Source organism: Rhabdobacter roseus (genome assembly GCF_014202275.1).
GTDB lineage: Bacteria > Bacteroidota > Bacteroidia > Cytophagales > Spirosomataceae > Rhabdobacter > Rhabdobacter roseus.
On sequence record NZ_JACHGF010000014.1, the window covers coordinates 91,011 to 113,248 of the forward strand.

Sequence of the window (22,238 nt, forward strand, 5' to 3'; positions counted from 1 at the left end):
GCAACAAAAATTATAAAGTATATAGATTTAGTAGAGTTTTAAATAAAAAATTATAACTTATTGAAATAAAACATGTTACTATTTAAAAAATTAATTTTAAACAAAAACAAATATTTTTTTGTACAACAAAAGTACCTCACCGACCAGAGGCTACGAGCCCGCCCAGGGCTACCAAAAAAGCGGGTACCTGAGCCTGCGCGCCGCTCACGAAGGAAAGTACCCGAAAGCCCTACTTTTGTGGGGCTACTGACATAGGGTTGTCACAAGTACCTCCTACCTTTGGGAGACAAACAACTACCTCCAACGCGCAACCCGTATGGTACTCGTTTTTAAGACTTCCGTCCAGACCAAAGCCAACGTACGCCGCCTCAAACCACTCCTCGACGAGCTCGTGGTGGAGCGCGGCCGATGGAATTTTGATTTGGAAGATTGTGACCGTATCTTCCGCCTGGAGTCCGAAGGTATTTCTTCGCACCGGGTCATTTCGTTTTTTAAGGAACAGGGTCTGGAATGCCAGGAGCTAACCTGAGCCGGTACTTCACAGGTACCTTACAACCCGCCTTGTGCCCATGTACTACGCCACCCAGCTACCTACCCCACCGCTCCGGGACTACGTCCGGTTTTTCTGGGTACTTGAGGGCGAGGTACCTCCCGGCCAGCCCTACGTGCACCGCTCTATGGCGGATGGCTGCCCGGAGCTGATTTTTCACTACCAAGGTACCTTCACCGACCTGCAGCAGGCCGCGCCTTCCTTCACGGCCGGTATGCACGGACAAGCCCAACGCCACAGCCGCTTCGCCATTCAGGAAAGCTTCGGGATTTTGGGCGTGTACCTCTACCCGTTTGCCCTGCCGCGGCTGTTTGGCCTGCCCGCCTCCGCCCTCACCAACCAGCAGGCCACGCTCTGCGAGCTGCTGGGCCCGGCCGGACAAGCACTGGAAGAGCGTGTGATGCTGGCCCCGGATAACGCCCAGCGCATCCGGCTGCTGTCGTCTTTTCTGGAAAAACAATTGGCCAAAAACGAAGAGAAAACGCCCAGGGTACTTTCGGCCATCCAGGGCATGATCCAGAGCCAAGGTACCCTGCGCGTGCAGCAGCTGGCCGAGCAATCCTTTTTGTCCACACGGCAAATGGAGCGGTCGTTTCGGTACTTTACGGGTTTTAGTCCGAAGCTGTACGGGCGCATTTTGCGGTTTCAGGCCGCCCTTAGTGCGTACGGAAACCAAAGTAAGTCGCTGACGGACATCGCCTACGACTGCGGGTACTACGACCAGTCGCACTTCATCCATGACTTTAAAGCGTTCTCGGGGCACCACCCCAGGGCCTACTTTACGGGCCGGGCCGAAGGTACCGAGTGGAAAGAGTAAGTACGGAATGTCGGATTTTTCCAATTTTAGGAGCTACCTCCCTCCTACTTTTGTGGAATCATTAACCAAAACCCCCATAACGTATGAACATTCCGCCAGGCCACCAAACCGTGATGCCCTACCTGATTCTGCCCAACGCCCGCGGCTTCGCCGATTTTGTGCAGGCCGTTTTCCGCGCCACGCTGGGCCCAACTACCCTGCGCGACGACGACACCACCATCATGCACGGCGAAGTGAAGATCGGGGAAAGTACCCTGATGTTTGCCGAAGCCACCGACCAGTGGGCCCCGCAGCCCGCCTCGCTTTTTGTGTACGTAGAAAACACCGACGAAACCTACCAACTTGCCCTCGCCCAGGGCGCTACTTCCGTCATGGAGCCCGCCGACCGCGACTACGGCCGCTCCGGCGGCGTGGCCGACCCGTTTGGCAACAGCTGGTGGATCACGTCCTTGTAGTGTATACATTAGGATAAAATGCGGCGCTTAAAGTACCCCTGGGGAGGTACTTGAAGCGCCGCATTGCGGTTTGCTGGCCAGGTACCTAGTCGGTCGGCGGAAAGCGGTACTGGTCGATGCTCCGCAGAAACTGCTGGTACGAGAACGGCTTGTGCAAGTAATCGAGCGCCCGAAACGGCAAGCCCTCGATCATGTCCGGAAAGTAGGCTGACGTAACGATGATGCCCGCGTGGTACTTCACGATGGGCAGCAAAATAGACGCTACCGCGGCGGGCAACGTACGTACCTCCCAGAACACCAGGTCGGGATTGTAGCGCTCCAGGTGGGTATGCGCTTCCTCGGCCGAGCCGCAGGTCCATACCAGTTCCAGGCCGGGCGTGCGCCCGATGTATTGCTCCATCAACGAAACCGACAGCGGTTCGTACTCGATCAGTCCGCAGGTAAGTACCATAGGCAAGTTCAGGAAACGGCCGGGCGGTCTCTTACCCAAATGTTGCAGCCGTACTTGGTACCGTGCTGCACGGGTAAGCCCGCGTGCGCCGACTGCAGGATCACCTCCCCGTCGCGGCGGTTGAGAAAATAAAGGGCGCGCCCCCGGCGGGGAAGTACCTTTTCGTTGAGCTCGGGGAAGAACGTCTCGCCGCCCTCGAAGTCGTCGTTGAGGTACACCAGCAGGGTATGCACGCGGTGGTTGGTGGGGCCGGCGTCGTAGTGGGGCTTAAACTGCTGCCCGGCGCTGTAGCGCACGCACTGCAGGTGTTCGATGTAGGTTTGGGGTACCTTGAGCCAATCGCTCACCCGCTCGTAGATGGGTTTCAGGCAAGGGTCGTTTCGCAGCTTTGTGAGGGACGCCGAGTAGCTCGTCCGCTCCGACGACACGGTACCCTGGTCTTGGTTGTACTCCACCTCGCTGCGGTTGAAGAGCCTATTTTCTTCGGCGTAGCGAATGATGTACCGACACTCCGCTGGCGTCAGAAAGTCGTCGTAGAGCCGGATGTGCTGGCTCCGGTACTCCTCCACCGCCGCCGACTCCTTGTCCTGGGCCTCAAACAAAGTACCTGCGCACTCCTCGGGGTACTTGGCCAAAAGTAACGCGCCGGTCCACTTGGCAGCGAAGGCGGCCAGGGGCTCCTGCACGTTGCCCGCGTAGGGCGAAAAGTACCTGACCCGCTCCCCTTCCACGCCCCGGATCACCACGAAGTAGGGGGCGTCGTCTAGTTCACTTTTCAGGTACCCCAGCAGCGGCCCGTCCAGCTGCACCAGATGGGGTACTTTGGCCCGGAAGGCCAGGGTCTCGAAGCCCGCTTTTTGGAGTAGGCCGTTGAAATCGTTCAACGACACCACCGGGTAGCGGGGCGTTTGCTCCACCAGCTGCCGCACCGTAGCGCGGTTGGCAGGGCCCAGGGCCTGGATAAATTGCTGCATCACCGACACGTTGGGGCAATGCGTGCTACTGGTTTGGGTCAGGGTTTCCATGATTAAATCGCGTTTAGCGGGTACGGCTTTCTTCTTCGGCGCTGCTGTTGGTCCGCTGCTTGCGCCGGTAGGTCGACTGCCCGAAGCGGTACGTCATCCGGACGGTGGCCTGCTGCATGCCACGGGTCTGGAGGGTCGTCAGGTCTACGTTGAGGTACTGGCCGTAGAAGAATTCCCGGTAGGTATTAAAAATATCGTTGAGATTGACCTGCGTATTGATCCGGTTCGAGAGGAAGCTTTTCTGAATTCCCACCGACACCGTACCGTAGCCCTTGACGCGGTAAAACTGGTCGGCGCTGGGGCCCTGGTAGTAGTAGCTCAGCTCGAAGGTACAGTTGTCGCTCAGGGAAAAGTACTGCCCGCCTTCGAAGAAAAACGTCCAGCGTTTGTTGTCGAAATTATCGGTCAAAAAGGCCGACTGGATCTGGCGGTGCTGCACCAGGAGGTAGTTGTTCATGCGCCACCATTTATTGACCTGGTAGGGATAGGAGGCGTCCCAGTTAAGTACCTTTTGCGTGTTCAGGTTCACGCGCGTGTAGCGGATAATCTTCGTTTCGTCGTCCTGAATGGGCATTTGGGCAATGATGTCGGAGTCGTGTACGTAGCTGAGGGTGGTGTTAAAATTGCCGATGGAGTACCCCAGCTCGGCGGTATTGCGCGTGACGGGCAGCAGGAACGGATTCCCCTCGATGTACGAAAACGGATCGGTGTAAAACGTAAACGGATTGAGATCGTAGAAGGAAGGGCGCGTGAGCTTGCGGGCAAAAGACGCCTGCAACGACTGCTTGTCGGTCAGTTGATAGCTGGCCTGCAGGCTCGGCAACCACCGCCAGTACTGGCGGTTGATGGCAGAATTCATCGTCATGGAGTTGCCCTGCGTGGCGGTACGCTCCACGCGCAGTCCGCCTTCCAGCGAGAGCTTCTCCCAGTCGTGCCCGAAGAGTACGTACCCGGCGGCGATGTCTTCGTGGTATACAAAGCGGTTGCTCTTGGAGGCATCGTAGACCCAGGTACCTACGCGCAGGCTGTCGTAGCGCAGGGCGTCGTCGCTCTGGATGCGGCTGAGCTTCGCGCCCGCCAGCAGCACCCAGTCGTTGGGCAGCGGCTGCAGGTAGTCGGCCCGCACCGACTGGATGGTCAGGTCGGAGGTACCCAGGCCGCGCAGCTGGCCGGGAATGCGCAGCTCGCGCTCGCTCTGGTCCAGGAAGCGGTTCCGGATCGACTGGTTCTCGGTGCGGTCGTAGAGGGCGTAGTCAACATCCACGGTGAGCTCGTTGCCCTTGTCGCTGAGTTTTCCTTTGTAGTTGAGGTTTATGGCGTTGGTTTGTCCCTGGATGTCGTTTTCGTTGCGCGTCTTGAGTTTTTCGGTACTCAGGGCCGTGCTGCGCTCGAAGCGCGTGAGGGTGGTGGTGTTCTCGGTCAGGTCGTTTCGTTGCCGCACCACGCCTTTCCAAACGACCCCCAGGCTGTGTTTTTGGTTAATCTGAAAATCGGTACCCAATCGGTAGGTCAGCGGACGCGTGTCGTAGCGGATGAAAGCATCGGGCTCCATGAGGGTGTAGTTAGCCCCGCTGCCGATGCGCCGCGCGCCCGACATTTTCAGGAAGTCGCGGTCGTCGCGGTAGCCCACCAGGCCGTAGTGCGCCCAGCGCTTGGTTTTGTAGGTCAGGCTCAGGCCGCCGTTGTAGCTGCTCAAGTACCGGTTTTGAGCCCCGCCCAGGTAGGTACTTCCGCTCCAGCCCAGCGACTTGTCGCGCTTGAGCCGGATGTTGATCACCGCCCGCACTTCGCCGTCGTACTGGGCCGAGGCGTTGGTACTGATTTCGACCCGCTCGATGTCTGAGGACGGAATGTTGCGCAGTTCGTCGGGCGTTAGCGGCTGCTGCCGCCCTTCCAGCATAATCAGCGGCGCGTACAAGCCCTTCACGCTGATGGCCCCGCTGGGGTCCACGATGAGGCCCGGCGCTCGCTTCAGCACGTCCACGGCGTTGGCGGCAGTTTTGAAAAAAGCGCTGTTGCTGACGTTCACGATGATTTTTCCCAACTCTCGCTCAATCAACGGCTTTTCGCCCCGCACCACGACCTCTTGCAAACTCTGCGCATCCACGGCCACCACCAGGTCAGGTACCTGGTACTGCGGCTGGCCCTCGGGCAGGTTTAGGGTAGAAAGCGCCGTTTGGTACCCCAGGCTGGATACTTTCAGTAGGTAGGTACCCGGCGTCAGTTGCGGGAGCGCGTAGGTACCGGCGGTATCGGTGACGGTACCTTTCACAAAAGATGAGTCGGGCAGGAGCAAAACCACCGAGGCAAACTCCAGCGGCTTTTGGGCTTCATCCACGATCCTCCCCAGCAGCGTGGCCGGGTTTTGCGCCCAGGCGGCGCCCATGCCCAGCGCCCCCCACAGCAGTAGCAATAGTGTCTTTCTCATAGCGGTAATCGGTTAAAAAGTACGTATGGGTGCCCGGCGACCCCAGCTTCGATCAGATGATCGTCTTGAAAATGCGGTTGAGCAGGCGTTTGTCTTCCAACATGATTTCGGCGCTACCCTGTAGCAGCGGCTGGATGGGCAGCCGGTTGCCGGTGTTGGTCACGAGCTCGTTGGTAAGCGTCACGTTGGCCCGGTAGTGGTTGTCGATCGAGACGGGTACCACGCCCGAGATCACGCCCTCCAGAAAGCCAAATTCGTGGTTGGGGTAGGCGTCGAGCTTGATCAGGACCCGTTGGCCTTTCTTCACGCGCCCGGCTCCCTGCACGGGTAGTTTGAGCTGCACTTCGTAGGTGGTGATGTCCGGCACGACGAGCATCATGAACGCCTTGGGGTTGTTTTCGACGCCCTTCAAAAGGTAGGTCTGTCCCGACACCCGCGCCCGCACGTAGCTCGTTACTTTGCGGCCGTTGTCGATTTCCGACACCAGCGTATCGCCCAGCTTCACCCGCTTCGAGTCGGTGACGTAGGGGTGGTACACCACGTTGGGATCGGTGATGTACCACTCGATTTTCTGGGGTTGGTCGCGCGCGTTGATCAGCGCCTGGGCCGTGAGCGTGTCGGGGTAGCGAATGGTGTTGGAGATCAGGAGCAGAATACAAAGTACCCCCGCCGCTACCACCGTGCCCCAGCGCACGATCCAGTGCGGCATTTGCCCGATGATTTCCTGCAGCTCGTCGCTGTGCGAGTGAAGCCCCCGTTGGTTTATCTCGTTTGGCATCGCGTAGGTCGTTTGAGCGCTTTTAATTATTTGTAAATCAATTCAACCGAAGGTACTTTCCCACCACTACCCTTCGGCCAGTTCCAGCTGGTTTTTGACCAATTCAAAGTACGGCCCTTTGGCCTCTACCAGCTGCTGGTGATTACCTACCTCTTTGATCTCCCCGTTTTCCAGCACCACGATCTGGTCGGCGTTCTTGACGGTACTGAGGCGGTGGGCAATCACCACCACCGTTTTTCCCTGGAAGAAAGCGTCCAGGTTGTCCATGATGATGCGCTCGTTGTTGGCATCCAGGGCGCTGGTGGCTTCGTCGAAAAAGATGTAGGTAGGATTTTTGTACACCGAGCGCGCAATGAAAATACGCTGGCGCTGACCACCGCTGAGGCCCGAGCCCGCGTTGCCGATCTTGGTTGTGAAACCCAGCGGGATCTTGCGGAGGTACTCCTGGAGGTTGGCCACCCGCACCGACTCCAGCAGCCGCGCCTCGTCGATGGCGCTGCCGTCTACGGCGATGTTGCGGGCAATGGTATCCGAAAAAATGTAGCCGTCCTGCATCACCGTGCCGCAGGCTTTGCGCCACTCCTTGGCCGACAGATCCTGCAGGTTGTTGCCATTGATCCGAATCTCGCCTTCGTTGGGGGCGTAAAATTTCAGCAGTAGCTTGAGCAGCGTCGACTTGCCGCTGCCGCTGGTACCCACAATGGCCGTCACTTTTCCTTCCGGAATGTTCAGACTCAGATTTTTAAGTACGTAGGCCGAATTTGGCCCGCCGTAGCGAAACGAAACATGCTGCAACCGAATACCCCGCTCTACCTGGTACTGCGACCGAATGGCTTCGTCGTCGTAATACGCCCCCTCGGCGGGCACCGGAGCGGGGCCAAAGGAGGCCAGGCTGCGGCCCAGGCTGTGCTCCTCGTTGAGCTCTTCGTCGGGCTTGTTATGTACCTCGCCAAGGCGGTCCAGGCTGATCTTGGCGTCCTGGATACTCCGGATGAAGTTCATGAGCTGGCTCAGCGGACCGTTCATTTGCCCGATGATGTACGAAATACTGAGCATCACGCCGAGCGTAATCTGGTTCTGGATCACGAGTGTGGCCGCAAAGTACGAGATCAGGATGTTTTTCAACTGCGTCACAAACGACGACCCTACCTCCTGGTACTGCTCCAGCGCCAGGCTCTTGATGTTGATCTTGAACAACTTGGCCTGAATCCGCTCCCACTCCCACCGCCGGGCTTTTTCGCAGTTATTGAGCTTAATCTCCTGCATACCCGTAATGAGCTCGTAAACGTTGTTCTGGTTTTCGCGCATGCGCTGAAAGCGCCGGTAGTCCAGGTCCTTGCGCTGCCGCAGGAAAATCACGATCCAGAGGATGGAAATGGTACTTCCCACCGCAAAAATCAGCAGCAGCCACGGACTATAGTACCCCAGCACCGCCGAGAAGATGACCAGGTTGATCACCGAAAAAAGCGTGTTCAGCGAGGTACCCGTCAGGAAGGTTTCGATGCGGTGGTGGTCCTGGATGCGCTGCGTGATGTCGCCGATGTTTTTGGACTCGAAAAAATTGATGGGCAACTTCATGAGCTTCACCAAAAAATTGGAGATGATCGTAACGCTCACGCGGGTACTGATGTGCAGCAAGATCCAATTTCGGATCAGATCCACGGTAATATTGCCCACAAACAGCAGCAGCTGCGAGAGTAGGATCAAGTGGATGAAGTTGAGGTTATTGCGGTAAATGCCGTAGTCGATCAGGCTCTGGGTCAGGAACGGAAAAATGAGGCTGATGATGCTCCCTAGGCACATGCCCAGCAGCAGCTGCATCACGTACTTGCGGTAGGGCGTCAGGTACTCAAACAAAAACTTGAAGCCCGAGGCCCGCTCCTGATTCTCTTCGCTCAGCTGGTGAAACTCCGGCGTGGGCTCCAGCAGCAGCGCAATACCCCGGCCGTCGGCGGTACCCGCCCAGCATTTCATGAAAGTTTCCTTATCCACCGAAACCAACGCGTGGCCGGGGTCGGCAATGAGCAGGCGCTCGCTGGCCGCCTGGCGCTTGGGCAGGTACTTGAGGTAGCTTTTCTTGACATCGTAAAGTACCACAAAGTGCTCCTGGTTCCAGTGCAGGATGCAGGGCAGCGGCGCGTCTTCCACGAGCTGTTTGTAGGAAAGCTTGGCCTTGAGCGTCTTGAAACCGATCTTCTCGGCGGCATCGCTGATTCCCAACAAACTTACGCCCTGCCGCGTAATGTACGAGTTGGCCCGCAGGTACTCCAGCGAGTACTCCTTGCCGTAGTAGGCGGCGGCCATCTTGAGGCAGGTGGGGCCGCAGTCCATGTAGTCGAGCTGCCGGTAGTATTTGTAGCGTTTGGCCATGCGGGGGTTCCGTTAGGTTTCCAATAACTCGGGGTTCTCGATGAGGCTGTCCAGGTACAGCTGGCAGCTCTGGCGGTTGCGCGGGCTGATCTGCAAAGTACCCACGAGCGTGGTCAGAATGCGATGTACCTCGGGCGTGTAGTAGCGGTACTGCTGTAGTACCTCCACCACGCTCATCAGTAACGATAGCTTGTATACGTCAAAAGCCGCGGGCTGCTGATCCAGAAACCGAACGGCCCGCAGCACCGCCTCGTCGGAAGGTACCTGAGCCAGGAGCTCTTTCAGCGTAAACCACTCCAAAAGTACCTCGTCGTCGGGCGTGTGGGGCTCCCAGAACGTCAGGTGGCCGAAGGCTTCGCTAAAAAGTACCTTTTCCTCGGCCCGGTAATGCAAAAGTACCCCGGCGGTTTCGGCGCTGAGCTGCCAGAGCATGTCGGAGCGCAGCTGCCAGGGTGCCTGCTGCAGGTACCCCTCCGACCAGCCGTAGCTCAGCGGGGGTACTTGTCCGTAGAGCATGTAGCGCAGCGCCAGGCCAATGAGGCGGGCTCCGTCCTGCATTCGCTTCTGAAAAAAGCAGCTTCGGGCCAGGTTGTGCAGCTGCTGGATGCGGTGGTATTCCAGGATAAAGTACCCCTGTTCCAGCAAAACGGCGTCGTTGTCGAGCGAGGCCAAGAGTTCGTTTTCGGCTTGCGCAAAGTACCCCTGCTTGTAGTGCAGGTAGGCTACCGCCGGTAGCGCCGACACCTCGGCCAGCTCGGGCAGGTAGTGCTGCTCCGGAAAGTTCCTCTTAAATTCTCCCGCTTCCTGAAAGTACTGCTCGGCCAGGTGCAGGTGCCCCGCCCGGGCCTCCAGCAGGCCGCTTTCGTACTTGGCCCACAGGTGGTTGAGGGGCCGCCACCAGGTACCCGTCTGGGTCCGGGCCAGCTCCGTGAGCGTGTCGGCGTAGATATTCTGGTGGATCAGGTCCGCCTTGGGCCGGGTACTTTCCGGCGCGCGCTGGTTCAGGAGTAGTTCCAGGCGGTTTTTTATCGTTGTGTAGACCGTGGCGTTCATCCGATCAGGCGGTTTGGTTCAAAATAGCCACAAATTCTTCCTTGCCCTGGCGGTGTAGGGCGTAGTGCAGCATGAGCTTGCTTTCGATGTTGAACTTATTGGACGGACAGGGCGGCATGCCTTCGCGCCAGGATTTGGGGCAGCCACCGCCGCAGACGGGCAGCATCCGGCAGGTGGTGCAGGGGTACTTTCCGTCGGCCACGTCGTCGTGGAAGCTCAGCAACGGGCGGTGCGTCGAGATGGTGTCCAGGCCGTTGCCTACGTTGCCCAGGATGTACTCGGTGTTGTCGTAGGATTCCACGTAGGGTACTTCGGTGCAGTCGAAGACGTTGCCGAAGGCATCGAACACCTCGGCGTCGGGCGTTACGGACATGCATACCACGGGGTTGAGCGAGGGCAGCAACCGGGGCGTAAAGCCCAGCCGGATCATCTCGATCATCCAGGTGATTTCCTGCTCGCCGAAGGCCTGTTTCTCCAGCGACAGCAGGTGCGCCTCGTTACCCCAGGCGTGGATGGGTGCCACGTAGAAGTAGGCGATCTTGTCCTGCAATTCGTGCTCGGCCAGCAGGTGCAGCAGCGGAATCACGCTCTCGCTGTTGCGCTCGTCGACGTTGCAGCGGATGGAAATATCGCAGCCCAGTTCTTTGAAATTGGGCAAATTATAAATAGCTAACAGATTCTGAAAAATGAGCTTGAAGGTAGACAGCCCGTCTTTGGTGTGGCGGCGGGCGTCGTGGTGCTCGGCGGTGCCGTCGAGGGTTACCTCAATGCTCTTCACGCCGTGCTGCTGCACCAGCTCCAGGAAGATAGGTACCTTCAGGCTCAGGCCGTTGGTGACTAGCTTGGCACTGTAGGTGCAGCCGCGCTCGCGGGCCAGCGCCTGTATCCGCGGCGTCAGCGACCGGATCTGCACCCAGCCCATCAGCGGCTCCGACCCGAACCACGCGATCTCGACGTGGCGGTAGGGCTTGGCCGAAAACTTACTGGCGATGCGCTCCAGCACCAGGTCGCTGTGGGCCGTCCCGATGTAGTCTTTGGTATGTTTCTGACCGCAGTAGCCGCAGCCCAACTGACACATGGCCGTGGGCTGGATCACGTGGTAAAGGCTGGTGCCGTCGGCTACGGTGGCTTTGTTGCGGGCAATAATGGTGTGGACTTCCCGCTCGGCGGCGGGCACAATGGCTTCGATGGTGCGTAGCTTATCAAACACGCGGTCGCTGATTTCGTCCCAGGCTCCCCGCTGCAACTTATCGTAAAGAGTATCGGTAATGACCAGCGTGCGGGCGGTGCGGGTCGCAAACAGCACGCGCTTGCCCGCCGCTACCGGCTCGGTGATGACTAGGTAATGGGATAGCTTGAACATACGATGACGCGATTTGATAAGAATAAATAAACTACAGGGTACTTTGCGGCCTATTCCAGAATGGCGCTTTCCTTGGGCGAGCAACCGTTGTTGGTGACGGGGCAGCCGGTATTTCTATCGCCCCCGGTCGAGGGGCAGCCCGAGTTTCGGCCACCGCCGGTGAGCTCCTCGGCTTCTTCCGGCGAAATATCTTCCAGCCCGTCGGCCGCGTTTTCGGCCTGGTTCACCAGGTCTTCCAGGCTTAGTTTGGTCAATTTCTTTTTCATAGGTCGAAGGATTTAGGAAAAGCCGGGCGAAGTCAAATGAGGTACCTCGCCCAGCTTTTGGGGAGTGGGGTCTATTCCTGAATGGCCGCTTCCCGCGGACCGCAGCCCGTATTGGATACCGGACACCCTCTGTTATTGCCCGAGCCACAGGCACCGTTCAACGTATGTCCTCCGGCTAGCTCTTCGGCCTCTTCGGGCGTCAACTCGGCGAAACCATCTTCGGGATTTTCTACACCTTCCAGTTTGTTCAGGATGTCGGTAATTGATTTCTTTTCCATTGTCGTAAGTAGTTAAAAGGATAAATGGTTGAACAGGCTTTCGCGGGCGCCTTCGGAAAGGCCTGCGTCGTTTTGACGAAGGGAAGTTGCTCATTTGGCTTTATTTACCGAAATTATTTAGACCTACTCGCCCACTTTCTCGACGAACTAGGTACCTGGCCCGAAGTTAAAATCCGGGCTCGGCCACCAGCCGGAGCGCTTCCTCGTAGCCCAGCGGAGCCAAGCCCGTGCGGGCCTTGAAGGCCGCGGGCAGCTGCGCCAGCAGGCGGTTCTGGATGTGCGTAATGAGCTTAAGCAAATCGTGGCAATACACCGACGGCTGGTCGAAGCCCGCCCCCGGCCGGAAGCGGTGCACGATGAAGCCCCCGCCGCACACCGCCACCACGGGGCAGCTCCGGCACGCCGGGGGTAGTTGGGTGCGGCTTTCGGCGCACTGCCGAATGAGCGGCGCCCGAAGTACCTCGTCCAGCCCGTGGGACTGCACGTGAAAGCCTTCTTTGGTAATGCCGTGGTAGCACACTTTGAGGGAGTCCTGGGCCTCGATGCTGCCGTCGGTTTCGATCACCAGAAAGGTACTTTGGACGGAGCCCGCGCCGCGCCCGCAGGAGTCGGAGACGACCTCCTGCCCCAGGATGAGCGCTAGGTACTGCCGAAACAAAGGTACCTTGGGCCGCACCGCCGGGGCCAGCGCCAGCCATTCGTCAAAGACGGCGATGAGCCAGTCGGCGTAGGGGGTACTTTGCGGGGTTGAAAGGTAGGTAGCGTGGGTGTGGTCGGGCAGGAGGAAGTTGATCGAGCGCGCGCCCAGCCGCACAAAGTGATGAAAAAGCGCCCGCGGATCGGTGGCCGGATCTACCACCGTGAGCAGGCCGGGGTAGTACCGCACGGCCGGGTGCGCCTGGGCGGTTTGGAAGCCCCGCACCACGGCCTCGTAGGAGCCCCTCCCCTGGTGGTCCACGCGCTGGGCGTCGTGCACAGCCCGCGGCCCGTCCAGGCTGATCCCGATTTTGACGCCCAACCTACCCAGCAGCGCGCACCAGTCTTCGGTGAGCAGTACGCCGTTGGTCTGGATGGTGTAGTCGATGGCCGTGTAGGCAGGCAGGTACCTGCGCGCCCGTAGCACGAAGTCCTCAAAAAAAGAAGGGAGCGCCAGCAAAGGCTCCCCTCCGTGAAAAATAAACTTAAAGGCCCGCAGGCGGTGCGCCCGGCAGTAGGTACCTACGCGCCGCAGCAGCTGCTCCACCACGGCCGGAGCCATGAATTTGGGCTGGGTGCGGTAGGTGGTGTCGCCGCGGTTGTAGACGTAGCAGTAGGTGCAGTTGAGATTGCACCGGCTCGCCACTTTGAGCACCAGCCCCCGCACCCGCTGCTTTACCGCGCTCATGGCTGAAGGTACCTGGTTTAGGATTTGGACTCATCCGCGACCGACTCCTTGATCCAGCCCACGTCGGCGATGGGCGGCTTGGCACCCCCCACGATCTCGTCCAGGTTGGGGTCGCTTTCCACTTCTTTCTGCAACTCTTCGAGCGCTTTTTTGTCCTGCTTCGAAGCAGGGAGTAAGGAAAATTTCTTTTTCATGCTTTTTATAAAAAATGAGTGAAACAGCGGCTTACATCCGGATCAACATGGCGGGCTCTACCAGCGTGAGCCTGTCTTCACTTTCGTGCTCGTAGGTCGGGGCGTAGTCTTTGTCGCCGCCCCGGATCAGCAGGGCGTCCTGGTCGGTAAGCAGATCGAAGGGGGTACTTTCGCGCGGCTCGGGCAGCGAGGGCAGCGCTTTTTGAAACCAATCGTTCCATTTTCTTTTCATAGGACAAAACGGGTTTGGTAAAGGAAGTGAAGGAGAAATGGGGAACTACCTAGCAAGAATAGTTCTTCCGAAACGAGCCCAGAAATTTTTTCGGCCAACTAAGGTACCTACTCGACGAATTGAAACGGGGGCACTTGGGCGGCTTGGAAAATTTATTTATCCCCAAAAGTACCCTGCGCAGGTACCTGCGGCTTACGGCTACCCTGCGATGTAGCGTAGCGGCTCAGGTAGTGGTAGATCACCAGCTCGTGCAGGCGCTGGTCGGTGGCAAAGAGGCGGTTGAGCGACATATGTACCAGACTGGCCAATAGATCGTTGCGGCGGCTCAGGTCCGCCCCGAGTACCGCAAGTACCTCGGCGATCACCGGCTGCATGGCCCGCGTCCGGGCCGTGAGGAGCGCGTTCGTGGGTGAGGTATTTAGCAGGCGCTCTACGTCCGGCTCGGCGAGGCGGTACTTGTGGTTGAGCTGCTTCCGCAGGGCCGCCGGGTCGGCATACTCGGCCAGCAGCCCGTCGCGGCAGTGGGTGGTCCAGGCGGCCATTTCCGTGGGGCTTAGTCCAAAATCCACCAGCCAGCGGTAGGTACTTGTGAGCGCAAAACTCCAGCGCTCGGCGGGGGTACTTTCCTCGGCTTCGGCCCCCAGGTACTTCAGGGTACTTTGGCTGTCGAGGGCAAAGAGCGTTTCGGCGTTTTCCAGGGTGTGGGCTCCGTAGCGTTCTACTTCGGGCTGGTAGGTGTCCCACTGTAGGCGGTAGAGCTCGCCCGCGTCGAGGTAAGGCTGGAGCGCGGCTTTGAGCGCGCCGTAAAAGGGTACTTGCCGGGCCGCGTCGGGTACCCGAAAGCGCAGCCGCAGCTGCGGATCGGGGTCGGTATAGCGCACAAAAAACCATTTTTCCACTACCTCCCCAAATTCCGGTTGCCGCACGAAAGGCTCCAGCACCGCGACCAGTATTTCCTCCAACGTTTCGACGCCCGCGTAGAGCTTCAGGTACAGCCAGGCATCGCCGGGGTAGTACCGCCGCGGAGCCGCCGTAGCCACGGGCCAGGGCGACGGCCCTGCCGGAACCGGCGCGGACGACTTCCAGGGAATGATGATCTCGCTGACGTACGGTTCACCGTGGCCATCCCGCAGCCAGCACTGCTCAGGCGTGTGCAGCCATTCTTTCAAAAGTAACTCCTCACGGGCCTGCGCCCCACTGGAAAGTGCTGTACTACAAAGTACCTCCAGGCAAAAGTCCACGTCCAGGTCCAGCAGCAGCTCGTTGTCGCCCTCGGCCAGCGTGACGTAGCGGGGTACTTGCTGCTCGTGGTACAGCCAGGTGCGCAAAGCGGCAGCGCCGGACGCTGCGCCGGGCGTTTCCACGCTGGGGTACTTTGCCAATGCTGCCGACTTGATCCGCCACTGCGCCCGGCTCAGGATGAGGTTTTGGTAGGTCACGCGGGGCAAAAACGGCAGCGCTTCCAGGCCTTCCCACAGCCAGGCCAGCGCCAGCCCGCCCCGCTGGGTCTGGAGGTCGCCCAGAAATTGGTAGATAAAACTACCCTTGGAAAAATTGTGCGCCGACGACAACCTCGGGATGACCTCCCGCTGCAACCGCCGCGACCGCAGCCGGATGCGGTGGTCGGCCGTGACGGATACCAGCAGATCGCTCACCGGCAGGGTGTGGGCCGCGTCGGTACCGCTGCGGGCGTGGTAGGTGATTTCGTAGTCGCGCAGCCGGGGCCGGGCCAGGATGTTGGCAGCCTTGTCGTCGGGCGCGTGCAGTACTTCGGCCAGGATGGCGTCGGGGTAGTTTGCCTCTTCGTCGCGCAGGCTTTGCTGCACCAGGGTACTTAGGCGGGCGTCGCCCGGACAAAACCGCCCCAGCAGCGTAGCCGCCGACGGCCCCTCGGCCCCCTGCAAAATAAACGAGTACTGCCCGGCATCGAGGGCCTCGGGCGAGGCCGCCAGCAAACTACCCATGAGGTACCCACTGGCGGCCCAGGTACCTTCGGCTGTTTTTTTATTCAATTCTTCCAAATCCCGTTTTTCAAGTTCCATACAGGTACTTCCCCGCCGCAGGCATTCGCCCAGGAGGGCCAGCTTCCAGGGGTCCACGGGCGGCGGCGGAGGTACTTCGGCGGGCTTGGCGTCCAGGTCCTGCACCAGGTCCGAGCGGCCCGTTTGCGAACGGGCGCCTTCGCCGTAGCCCACGCCCAGGTCGGCGTCGAGCGCGTGCAGCAGGGGTACTTCTTCGCCCTCGTAGCGCTCCCGGAAGCGCCGACAAAACGTTCGGATGCGTTCGGGCGTTTTGTCGCGGGCCAGGCCGCGTAGGTCGCGCAGTTGTCGGCAGATCGCCTGCCCTACCCGCTGCTGGAGATGGTTGGTGGGGGTTTCGACGTACAGCGTACCATGCACCAGCGCCGCGGGGGAAGCACCTTCCGTCAGGGACGGGCTGATGTTGCGCAGTATTTCCTGAAGTAGCCCGTAGCGGGTAGGTTCGGACAGGTCGGTCTGGAGGCATTTTTGGAGCTCGTCGAGGTACCTGACGAGCCCGGAAGTACCTTCCAGTCGGGCTAGTTTTTCGCGCAAAGTACCTAATGGATCGGCGTCGGTGAGGGCGGGTTGGAGGTCATCCACGAGCAGTTGCTGCTCCACCAGCTCTTCCACAAAAGCGCGGGCGTCTTCGTAGGTCACGGTGGCGTCGGTGAGGGCGTGGCTGAGCGCCGGAAGGGTGGCCCCGGCGGCGGCTTTTTCCAACACCAGCGCCAGGTAGGTACTTTGCGCCACGGCGCTGATGAAGTACCGCCGCCCGTCGGCCTCGGGGCGGGCTTCGGTGTAGCGGTACTCGGCCCGGAGCCGGTACAGGCTGTCGTTGGGATAAAACAGCAGCTGCTCGCGTAGCGCGGGCTGTGCGGCCAGGTACCCAACCAGCCGCTCCAGGTAGGCGGCGTCCAGCCGCAGGTACTTGCGGTGCGAAGCCTCGGCAGACCAGGTAATGGCACTCGTGCTGGCCCAGGTACCCGTGGCGCAGCCCGCCATGAGGCCAAAGGGCGTGGGACGGCTGCGCATCCGCTGCAGGTACTTCCAGTAGGCCAGCCGCAGCTTGGCCGGAAGTACCGTCGGGGTACGTAAGGCCTCGCACAGGTGCCCATAAAAAGCAGGAGAGGCTACCTGAATAGCCTCTCGTACGGTGGGGCTGGCCCACTGCCTGCGTAAATACGTGTCCACATCGGCTCCCGGCAACAAGGGATCGGCCAGGCTCAGGGTGGGAATCCGAAGTAGATAAAAAGGATGAGGAATGACATGCATGGCCTGGCGTAGGTACCTGGCAGCCCGGCGGGCCGCCCGCTAGCGACTGGTGAGGGTCAGGTAGGTCGTGAGGGTAACGCTGTCCGAGCGGCCGCCGGCTTGGCGCTGGCCGCGATCGAGCGAGGAGATGGTTTTTTTCTGCAAACGGAGCGGAGAAGTAGTTGCTTTTTTCATAACGCGATTAATGGTTGAGTAAATAAATTGATTTAGGTATGTTCAAATGTAGCCCCTGCTTTTTCGCTTTCCCATTTAATTAGACCAACTACGGCATAATTTAGATCAGTTACATCGGAGATCCTATCAATTGTTTATTTATCGTTTTAAAAAGCGGTCGTTCATGATCTCGCGGACGGTTTCGCGGTAGCTAAAACCAATCGGAATCTCTTTTTTGTTGATCGTTTCGATGGTATTGCCATCCACCGACTGCACCGCCGACATCCGCACGATGTACGAGCGGTTCACGCGCAGGAAGGCTTTCGGAGGCAGCATTTCTTCCACTTTGCTCATGGTGAGGTAGGTCACAATCATTTTGTCGTGGGCCAGGTGCAGCTTCACGTAGTCCTTCATGCCCTCCACGTACAGGATGTCGTACACGTTGAGGTGAATCATTTTCTTGCCCTCCTTCACCCAGATCGACGCGCTGTCCTGGCTCGTGCCGGGGGTACTTTCGGGCTTGTCGGCGGGTATTTCGGCGCGCTCGGTGCCCTCCCACACGCGGTTGACGGCCCGCAGGAAGCGGTCAAACGGAATGGGCTTGAGCAGGTAGTCGGTCACTTCGTACTCGAAGCCCTCCAGGGCGTACTCGGAGTAGGCGGTGGTCAGGATCACTTTCGGGCGGTTTTTGCCAAAACTTTTCAGCAGCTCGATCCCGGTCATTTCCGGCATGTTGATGTCGAGAAAAATAATGTCGGGCGAGAGTTCATGAATGGCCTCAATGGCCGCGTAGGCGTCGTTGCATTTGCGAAGAAGTTGAAGATAAGGTACCCGGCCCACGAAGGTCTCCAGGACCTGCTGGGCGCGCGGTTCGTCGTCAATGATAAGACAACTTAGTTTGTTTTTCATGAAGTTGTAAAAATAATTGAACGTTGAATGTATCGGCCAAATTTTGCACTTCCAGCTGGTAATCCTTCGGGAACAGCAGATCCAGCCGCCGTTGCAGGTTCACCAGCCCGATGCCCGACGACTTGGGTAGCCGGGTGGGGTGCGGCGGCTTGGAGTTTTTGACCGTAAAGTAAAGCCCCCCGCCCGGCTCCACGCGCAGGCGTACTTCCACCCAGGCGGCCCGGGTGGTGGCGTTGATGCCGTGCTTGAAGGCATTCTCAATAAACGTAACCAGCAGCAGCGGCGGAATTTGGTAGTCGCTCAGGGGACCTTCGCAGCTGAACGAAATCACCACGTTTTCGCGCTGGCGCAGGGTTTCGATGCCAATGTACCCCTCCAGAAAAGCCACCTCCTGCTCCAGCGACACCTTTTCCTGTCCAGCTTCGTGCACCGAGTAGCGCAGCAGTCCCGATAGCTTCAGAAGCAGGTACGAGGCCTCTTCGTCGCGGTCCACGAGGAAAGAATACACGCTGTTGATGGCGTTGAAGATAAAGTGCGGGTTGATCTGCGCGCGCAGGAAGTTGAGTTCCAGCTGGTAGTTGTCGCGCTGGAGCCGGATCACGCGCAGCCGGGCCTCGTAGAAGTCCTTGATCATCTTGGCCAACACCGGGATCATCAGCGACGACAGCGTCAGCGACCAGGTGACCAGCAGCGCACTGTAGTTGTACAGGCTCCCGAGAAAACCCGCCTCCCTATAGACCTGAAAAAGCCCCCGCAACCGGGGCGTCAGCTCAAAGTAGGTCGTAAAGGCTCCGAAGATGAGGTAGTTGGCCCAGGTATTGAAACAAAATACCCCCAGCACGTGCAGCCCCAGCACAAACCACTTCGACTTGTAGAGCAGCGGAACAGCCAGCGTAGCCAGCCAGTAGTAGCTGATGGTAAGCACCAGCATGTTGCCCGCGGCGAGCCAGTAGGTCAGGGCCGGGGTGTCGGAATCGCGCGTGAGCCAGCTGTTGACAAACAGCAAAAACAAAAATAGGAGCGACCACAGCCCTACGTGCACGATCACCCGCGCCCGCGGACTCGTGTAGGTACCATCGCTCTTGAACAACGTCTGCCAGGTTTTGAACGACATCCTGCTGGGTACTTGTGACTAATTCTCCCTAAATAACTACAAACGAGAACAGAATTGCAAGTCACCGCTGGTAAATGATAAAAGTAGGCCCTGAAAAGTACCCCTTTATTCGTCTAAAGTTGCATTTTCACTTCGCTTTACAATGGTACCTACCGATTGATAAATAATTATTAAAAAATTTCTTTTAATAATATTACCTATTCAAAAATAGTTTTACATTTAACCCGTAGATTTCAACGGCAAAAATCTGCCTCCTTCAAGATCTGTGCGAATCGAATAATCTACAAGCATTCTTCATCAACTCTACTTGCACGTATACAGCACAACGTTCGTTACTTTCTCAATTTCCTATTTTTAATAGTTGCCAGTTATTATTGTTTACTTGATGAAAGTAAGCTACGCTTCCTGTATGCTCTAATTTATTAGTTCATGGCAGGAAGAGTCCTCTCATAACGTTACAAACATTCATTGAGGTCCTTTTCTCCGCAGGTCATGATGATCTGCAACAGGAAAGTTATACCCAGTGCTAACGCGTTGCTCTTGTTCTTATTTCATATTTCTATAACCCATTACGTATAATGGACAACGAAAGTATTGTCAAAAAATGGTTTCTATGGGTCACTTCCGTCCTGACAGGCTTGGTAGTTATTTACCTGCTTCTGCACTTTTTTATTCCGGGAGCAGAGATCATCAAACTCTCCAAACAGGAGACAACCGATGTTAACCTGATTTTATTCGGGGAATCTAATTCATTTAGAACTCCGACTGATACAACCAAAGCTCTTGGCGGCGAAAAGACAAAGAGAGAAGCCATGACAGACGAAGAAATAGATCGTATTCGGAAAGCCACCGTATATACTTATATATTTTCCGTGCGTAAGCCTCTTTGCAAAGCAGACAGTGTAAACTTCACAACCTATTTTAATCAGTTTAATAGAACACAATTCTCTGTCGTAATTCCCAACTACCCCATTCGGGTAAAGTCATACTTCTGGCTCACCGAAGGGAATCGAAAGCAAGAGCTATATAATTGTAATTTGGTGGAAGGAAGCGTTTATCTGGAAATCATTTTCTGGACCTGGTTCGGGCTCATCGCCAGCTTACTGTACAGCGTTTCGGAAGCTTTGAAGACGGAACTGTTTGACCTCAAAGAGCTCAATACGCACATCGCCAAGTTTTTCTACGCCCCACTCTGTAGCCTGATTATCTATTTCAGCATTAACAAACTTGTTTCTCAGGGAGACATCGAACTGGCGGAATTCAGCAAGGGTACCATCATCCTGGCTTTTATACTTGGTTTCTTTTCCGGGCGAGCCATCGAGCTATTGACGCGTATTAAAGACCTGATCCTACCCCTCAATAGTACCTCAGACAAGGGTAAAGTACTTACTCCACCCAGCCTCCAACCAGCACCTACTGAAGACGCCGAAGTAGTGGCTGATGAGGCAACTCCTGAAAACAAACAAACCGAAGGTTAAACGCTAACGCTCCTCATCTACCCATGATTCCCGTCGATAAACAAGTACCCAGCCCGCACTTTACCAAAGGAAGGAAATCCTTCAAGCCTGAAGCCATTGTGGTACACATCATGGAAGGTACCTTGGTAGGCACCGATGCCTGGTTCAGAGACCCAATCTCAAAGGTATCGGCCCACTTTGGTATTGGAAAAAACGGCGAATTACACCAATACGTGGACCTCGCCAATAGCGCCTGGCACGCCGGGCGCGTCAATAAACCAACCTGGGTAGGTATGAAAGCCGCCGGAAATGGTACTTTCTACAACCCCAACTACTACACCATCGGCATCGAACACGAAGGGTTTGGACAAACGCCCTGGTCGGACCGTATGTATCACAAAAGCGCCGAATTGATCGCTCACCTGTGTGTCGATTTTCACATTCCGCTGGACCGGGCTCACGTGGTCGGTCACCACGAAATTTATTCGTTAAAGTCCTGTCCGGGACAACACGTGAACTTCAATATCCTGCTCGATTTGGCCCGGCAGCACCGTACCGCCCTGGTGGATGGGACCGCCCCTCCTACCCCTGCCCCCGTAAGCGGTATACCCGCCCTCCAGGAAGAAAAGAAAAGTGGGAGCGTCAGGGTACTTAAAAACCTAAATATCCGGCGTAAGGCCCCCACTACCTCGGCGGGTATTGTGTCCACCGCACCGGCCGGAAGTACGCTAGCTTTCGAAGGCTGGGTCACCAACGGCCAGCCTATTCAGGGAAACCGTAAATGGTACTTTAATCAGGACGGGGATTATTTCTGGAGTGGAGCAACGGGAGAGGTGGTTTAATCCTACTTTGAATAGTATAATAACATAAAATTACGCTTAATTCACCCTTAAACTTAATTCACCCTTAAACTTAAAAGAAAATGGCCCTCAATTTCCAACCTTCCGAACTAAATATTTTCAACCTCGTCGAAACCGGCGACATACCTGCTTCATCCGAGGTGAGCGGCATTGAACTTCGCCTGACGGACGTCTTCGTCATGGATAATAATACCCACGCTCCTTTATCGAAAAAGAAAGACAAAGGTGCCGACTTATACGTTATCGTCATTGCCATCAATGATTTGGGTAACGTCGTTCAAACGCTAGACTTGAAAGGTTTCCCAAAAACCTTGGATAATACGGGTTTGGGCATTAATCGAACGATCCATTTTTGGCAAAAGACCGAAACTACCCCCAAAGCGCCGTCCCAGATTCATACTTTTATTTCGGTCATTAAAAGCAAACAAAAGACGAGGGAAGCTGGCGAAATTCTTTCTAACGCCAAGAACGACACGGAATTCTCGAACATCATTACTTCCATAAAAGACATCGCTAAAAACGCAACGCCCGTTGGCCAAGTGGCCGATTTAGTAACTTCCCTGGCCCAAGTGATCGGTAAATTCTTGGGTAAAGTAGAAGATCAACCGTTGTTTACCTGGTTCCAAAGCTTCACCAATTTAGGGGGCGATTTTGACGATCTGGGCATTACGCCCGTGACGCTTAAAAACAACTTTGTAAGCGTTACGATCAACAAAATTATTCGCGACGCAAACCAAAATGGCGCGTAGTTCCATGTTGGACAAAGACTAGGTCTCCGTGTTGGGCGTAGTCTCTGACTACGTCCGAG

23 protein-coding genes are annotated in these 22,238 nt (G+C 57.0%); 7 read left to right on the plus strand and 16 right to left on the minus strand.

What is annotated here, in order from left to right:
* Positions 1-118: 118 nt before the first annotated feature.
* From HNQ92_RS28995 to HNQ92_RS26085, 4 genes are all read left to right on the plus strand, one after another.
* Positions 119-250, plus strand: coding sequence for a hypothetical protein (locus HNQ92_RS28995; RefSeq protein ID WP_281380784.1), 132 nt, complete (start codon positions 119-121; stop codon positions 248-250).
* Between the two features lie 66 nt (positions 251-316).
* On the plus strand, positions 317-529 hold the full coding sequence (locus tag HNQ92_RS26075; RefSeq protein WP_184179023.1) for a hypothetical protein: 213 nt from the start codon (positions 317-319) through the stop codon (positions 527-529).
* A 40-nt stretch (positions 530-569) separates the two neighbouring features.
* Complete coding sequence (locus tag HNQ92_RS26080; RefSeq protein WP_184179025.1) at positions 570-1,367, plus strand: helix-turn-helix domain-containing protein; 798 nt, start codon at positions 570-572, stop codon at positions 1,365-1,367.
* A gap of 83 nt (positions 1,368-1,450) precedes the next feature.
* Positions 1,451-1,822, plus strand: coding sequence for a VOC family protein (locus HNQ92_RS26085; RefSeq protein WP_184179027.1), 372 nt, complete (start codon positions 1,451-1,453; stop codon positions 1,820-1,822).
* An 85-nt stretch (positions 1,823-1,907) separates the two neighbouring features.
* Here the strand turns inward: HNQ92_RS26085 and HNQ92_RS26090 are convergent, their stop codons facing one another.
* From HNQ92_RS26090 to HNQ92_RS26160, 16 genes are all read right to left on the minus strand, one after another.
* A complete protein-coding gene (locus HNQ92_RS26090; protein ID WP_184179029.1) occupies positions 1,908-2,273 on the minus strand; it encodes a response regulator in 366 nt (121 codons plus the stop codon).
* 8 nt (positions 2,274-2,281) lie between these two features.
* Positions 2,282-3,298 (minus strand): 2OG-Fe(II) oxygenase, encoded by a 1,017-nt coding sequence (locus HNQ92_RS26095; protein ID WP_184179031.1) that lies wholly within the window; start codon positions 3,296-3,298, stop codon positions 2,282-2,284.
* A 13-nt stretch (positions 3,299-3,311) separates the two neighbouring features.
* On the minus strand, positions 3,312-5,726 hold the full coding sequence (locus tag HNQ92_RS26100) for a TonB dependent receptor (RefSeq protein WP_184179033.1): 2,415 nt from the start codon (positions 5,724-5,726) through the stop codon (positions 3,312-3,314).
* 52 nt (positions 5,727-5,778) lie between these two features.
* Positions 5,779-6,504, minus strand: coding sequence for an HlyD family secretion protein (locus HNQ92_RS26105; protein ID WP_184179035.1), 726 nt, complete (start codon positions 6,502-6,504; stop codon positions 5,779-5,781).
* 66 nt (positions 6,505-6,570) lie between these two features.
* Complete coding sequence (locus tag HNQ92_RS26110; protein ID WP_184179037.1) at positions 6,571-8,874, minus strand: peptidase domain-containing ABC transporter; 2,304 nt, start codon at positions 8,872-8,874, stop codon at positions 6,571-6,573.
* Between the two features lie 12 nt (positions 8,875-8,886).
* Positions 8,887-9,927: a hypothetical protein gene (locus HNQ92_RS26115; protein WP_184179039.1), complete on the minus strand. Its 1,041-nt coding sequence runs from the start codon at positions 9,925-9,927 to the stop codon at positions 8,887-8,889.
* Between the two features lie 4 nt (positions 9,928-9,931).
* On the minus strand, positions 9,932-11,290 hold the full coding sequence (locus tag HNQ92_RS26120) for a radical SAM/SPASM domain-containing protein (protein WP_184179041.1): 1,359 nt from the start codon (positions 11,288-11,290) through the stop codon (positions 9,932-9,934).
* A 50-nt stretch (positions 11,291-11,340) separates the two neighbouring features.
* Positions 11,341-11,556 (minus strand): hypothetical protein, encoded by a 216-nt coding sequence (locus HNQ92_RS26125; RefSeq protein ID WP_184179043.1) that lies wholly within the window; start codon positions 11,554-11,556, stop codon positions 11,341-11,343.
* A gap of 71 nt (positions 11,557-11,627) precedes the next feature.
* On the minus strand, positions 11,628-11,834 hold the full coding sequence (locus tag HNQ92_RS26130; protein ID WP_184179045.1) for a hypothetical protein: 207 nt from the start codon (positions 11,832-11,834) through the stop codon (positions 11,628-11,630).
* A gap of 166 nt (positions 11,835-12,000) precedes the next feature.
* Positions 12,001-13,218, minus strand: a complete 1,218-nt coding sequence (locus HNQ92_RS26135; RefSeq protein WP_184179047.1) for a radical SAM protein — start codon at positions 13,216-13,218, stop codon at positions 12,001-12,003.
* 17 nt (positions 13,219-13,235) lie between these two features.
* Entirely contained in the window at positions 13,236-13,412 is a 177-nt protein-coding gene (locus HNQ92_RS26140; RefSeq protein WP_184179049.1) for a hypothetical protein, read from the minus strand.
* A gap of 31 nt (positions 13,413-13,443) precedes the next feature.
* On the minus strand, positions 13,444-13,644 hold the full coding sequence (locus HNQ92_RS26145; RefSeq protein WP_184179051.1) for a hypothetical protein: 201 nt from the start codon (positions 13,642-13,644) through the stop codon (positions 13,444-13,446).
* Between the two features lie 152 nt (positions 13,645-13,796).
* Positions 13,797-16,937, minus strand: a complete 3,141-nt coding sequence (locus HNQ92_RS26150) for a lantibiotic dehydratase (RefSeq protein WP_184179053.1) — start codon at positions 16,935-16,937, stop codon at positions 13,797-13,799.
* Positions 16,938-16,976: 39 nt separating this feature from the next.
* A complete protein-coding gene (locus tag HNQ92_RS29000; RefSeq protein ID WP_281380785.1) occupies positions 16,977-17,111 on the minus strand; it encodes a hypothetical protein in 135 nt (44 codons plus the stop codon).
* A gap of 138 nt (positions 17,112-17,249) precedes the next feature.
* Positions 17,250-17,999 (minus strand): LytR/AlgR family response regulator transcription factor, encoded by a 750-nt coding sequence (locus HNQ92_RS26155; protein WP_184179055.1) that lies wholly within the window; start codon positions 17,997-17,999, stop codon positions 17,250-17,252.
* A complete protein-coding gene (locus HNQ92_RS26160) occupies positions 17,968-19,113 on the minus strand; it encodes a sensor histidine kinase (protein WP_184179057.1) in 1,146 nt (381 codons plus the stop codon). The genes HNQ92_RS26155 and HNQ92_RS26160 overlap by 32 nt, the downstream gene beginning before the upstream one ends.
* A gap of 578 nt (positions 19,114-19,691) precedes the next feature.
* Between HNQ92_RS26160 and HNQ92_RS26165 the strand changes: the two genes are divergently transcribed.
* The 3 genes from HNQ92_RS26165 (at position 19,692) to HNQ92_RS26175 (ending at position 22,179) form a co-directional block, all read left to right on the plus strand.
* The gene (locus HNQ92_RS26165; protein ID WP_184179060.1) at positions 19,692-20,591 is read left to right on the plus strand and encodes a hypothetical protein; all 900 of its coding nucleotides are present in this window, start codon (positions 19,692-19,694) and stop codon (positions 20,589-20,591) included.
* A gap of 23 nt (positions 20,592-20,614) precedes the next feature.
* Positions 20,615-21,412, plus strand: a complete 798-nt coding sequence (locus tag HNQ92_RS26170) for an N-acetylmuramoyl-L-alanine amidase (RefSeq protein ID WP_184179062.1) — start codon at positions 20,615-20,617, stop codon at positions 21,410-21,412.
* Positions 21,413-21,492: 80 nt separating this feature from the next.
* Entirely contained in the window at positions 21,493-22,179 is a 687-nt protein-coding gene (locus HNQ92_RS26175) for a hypothetical protein (protein WP_184179064.1), read from the plus strand.
* Positions 22,180-22,238 lie beyond the last annotated feature (59 nt).

Coding starts and splice junctions, on each gene's coding strand:
- HNQ92_RS26075 (WP_184179023.1), top strand. CDS start 317: ATGGTACTCGTTTTTAAGACTTCCGTCCAGACCAAAGCCAACGTACGC.
- HNQ92_RS26080 (WP_184179025.1), top strand. CDS start 570: ATGTACTACGCCACCCAGCTACCTACCCCACCGCTCCGGGACTACGTC.
- HNQ92_RS26085 (WP_184179027.1), top strand. CDS start 1,451: ATGAACATTCCGCCAGGCCACCAAACCGTGATGCCCTACCTGATTCTG.
- HNQ92_RS26090 (WP_184179029.1), bottom strand. CDS start 2,273: ATGGTACTTACCTGCGGACTGATCGAGTACGAACCGCTGTCGGTTTCG.
- HNQ92_RS26095 (WP_184179031.1), bottom strand. CDS start 3,298: ATGGAAACCCTGACCCAAACCAGTAGCACGCATTGCCCCAACGTGTCG.
- HNQ92_RS26100 (WP_184179033.1), bottom strand. CDS start 5,726: ATGAGAAAGACACTATTGCTACTGCTGTGGGGGGCGCTGGGCATGGGC.
- HNQ92_RS26105 (WP_184179035.1), bottom strand. CDS start 6,504: ATGCCAAACGAGATAAACCAACGGGGGCTTCACTCGCACAGCGACGAG.
- HNQ92_RS26110 (WP_184179037.1), bottom strand. CDS start 8,874: ATGGCCAAACGCTACAAATACTACCGGCAGCTCGACTACATGGACTGC.
- HNQ92_RS26115 (WP_184179039.1), bottom strand. CDS start 9,927: ATGAACGCCACGGTCTACACAACGATAAAAAACCGCCTGGAACTACTC.
- HNQ92_RS26120 (WP_184179041.1), bottom strand. CDS start 11,290: ATGTTCAAGCTATCCCATTACCTAGTCATCACCGAGCCGGTAGCGGCG.
- HNQ92_RS26125 (WP_184179043.1), bottom strand. CDS start 11,556: ATGAAAAAGAAATTGACCAAACTAAGCCTGGAAGACCTGGTGAACCAG.
- HNQ92_RS26130 (WP_184179045.1), bottom strand. CDS start 11,834: ATGGAAAAGAAATCAATTACCGACATCCTGAACAAACTGGAAGGTGTA.
- HNQ92_RS26135 (WP_184179047.1), bottom strand. CDS start 13,218: ATGAGCGCGGTAAAGCAGCGGGTGCGGGGGCTGGTGCTCAAAGTGGCG.
- HNQ92_RS26140 (WP_184179049.1), bottom strand. CDS start 13,412: ATGAAAAAGAAATTTTCCTTACTCCCTGCTTCGAAGCAGGACAAAAAA.
- HNQ92_RS26145 (WP_184179051.1), bottom strand. CDS start 13,644: ATGAAAAGAAAATGGAACGATTGGTTTCAAAAAGCGCTGCCCTCGCTG.
- HNQ92_RS26150 (WP_184179053.1), bottom strand. CDS start 16,937: ATGCATGTCATTCCTCATCCTTTTTATCTACTTCGGATTCCCACCCTG.
- HNQ92_RS29000 (WP_281380785.1), bottom strand. CDS start 17,111: ATGAAAAAAGCAACTACTTCTCCGCTCCGTTTGCAGAAAAAAACCATC.
- HNQ92_RS26155 (WP_184179055.1), bottom strand. CDS start 17,999: ATGAAAAACAAACTAAGTTGTCTTATCATTGACGACGAACCGCGCGCC.
- HNQ92_RS26160 (WP_184179057.1), bottom strand. CDS start 19,113: ATGTCGTTCAAAACCTGGCAGACGTTGTTCAAGAGCGATGGTACCTAC.
- HNQ92_RS26165 (WP_184179060.1), top strand. CDS start 19,692: ATGGACAACGAAAGTATTGTCAAAAAATGGTTTCTATGGGTCACTTCC.
- HNQ92_RS26170 (WP_184179062.1), top strand. CDS start 20,615: ATGATTCCCGTCGATAAACAAGTACCCAGCCCGCACTTTACCAAAGGA.
- HNQ92_RS26175 (WP_184179064.1), top strand. CDS start 21,493: ATGGCCCTCAATTTCCAACCTTCCGAACTAAATATTTTCAACCTCGTC.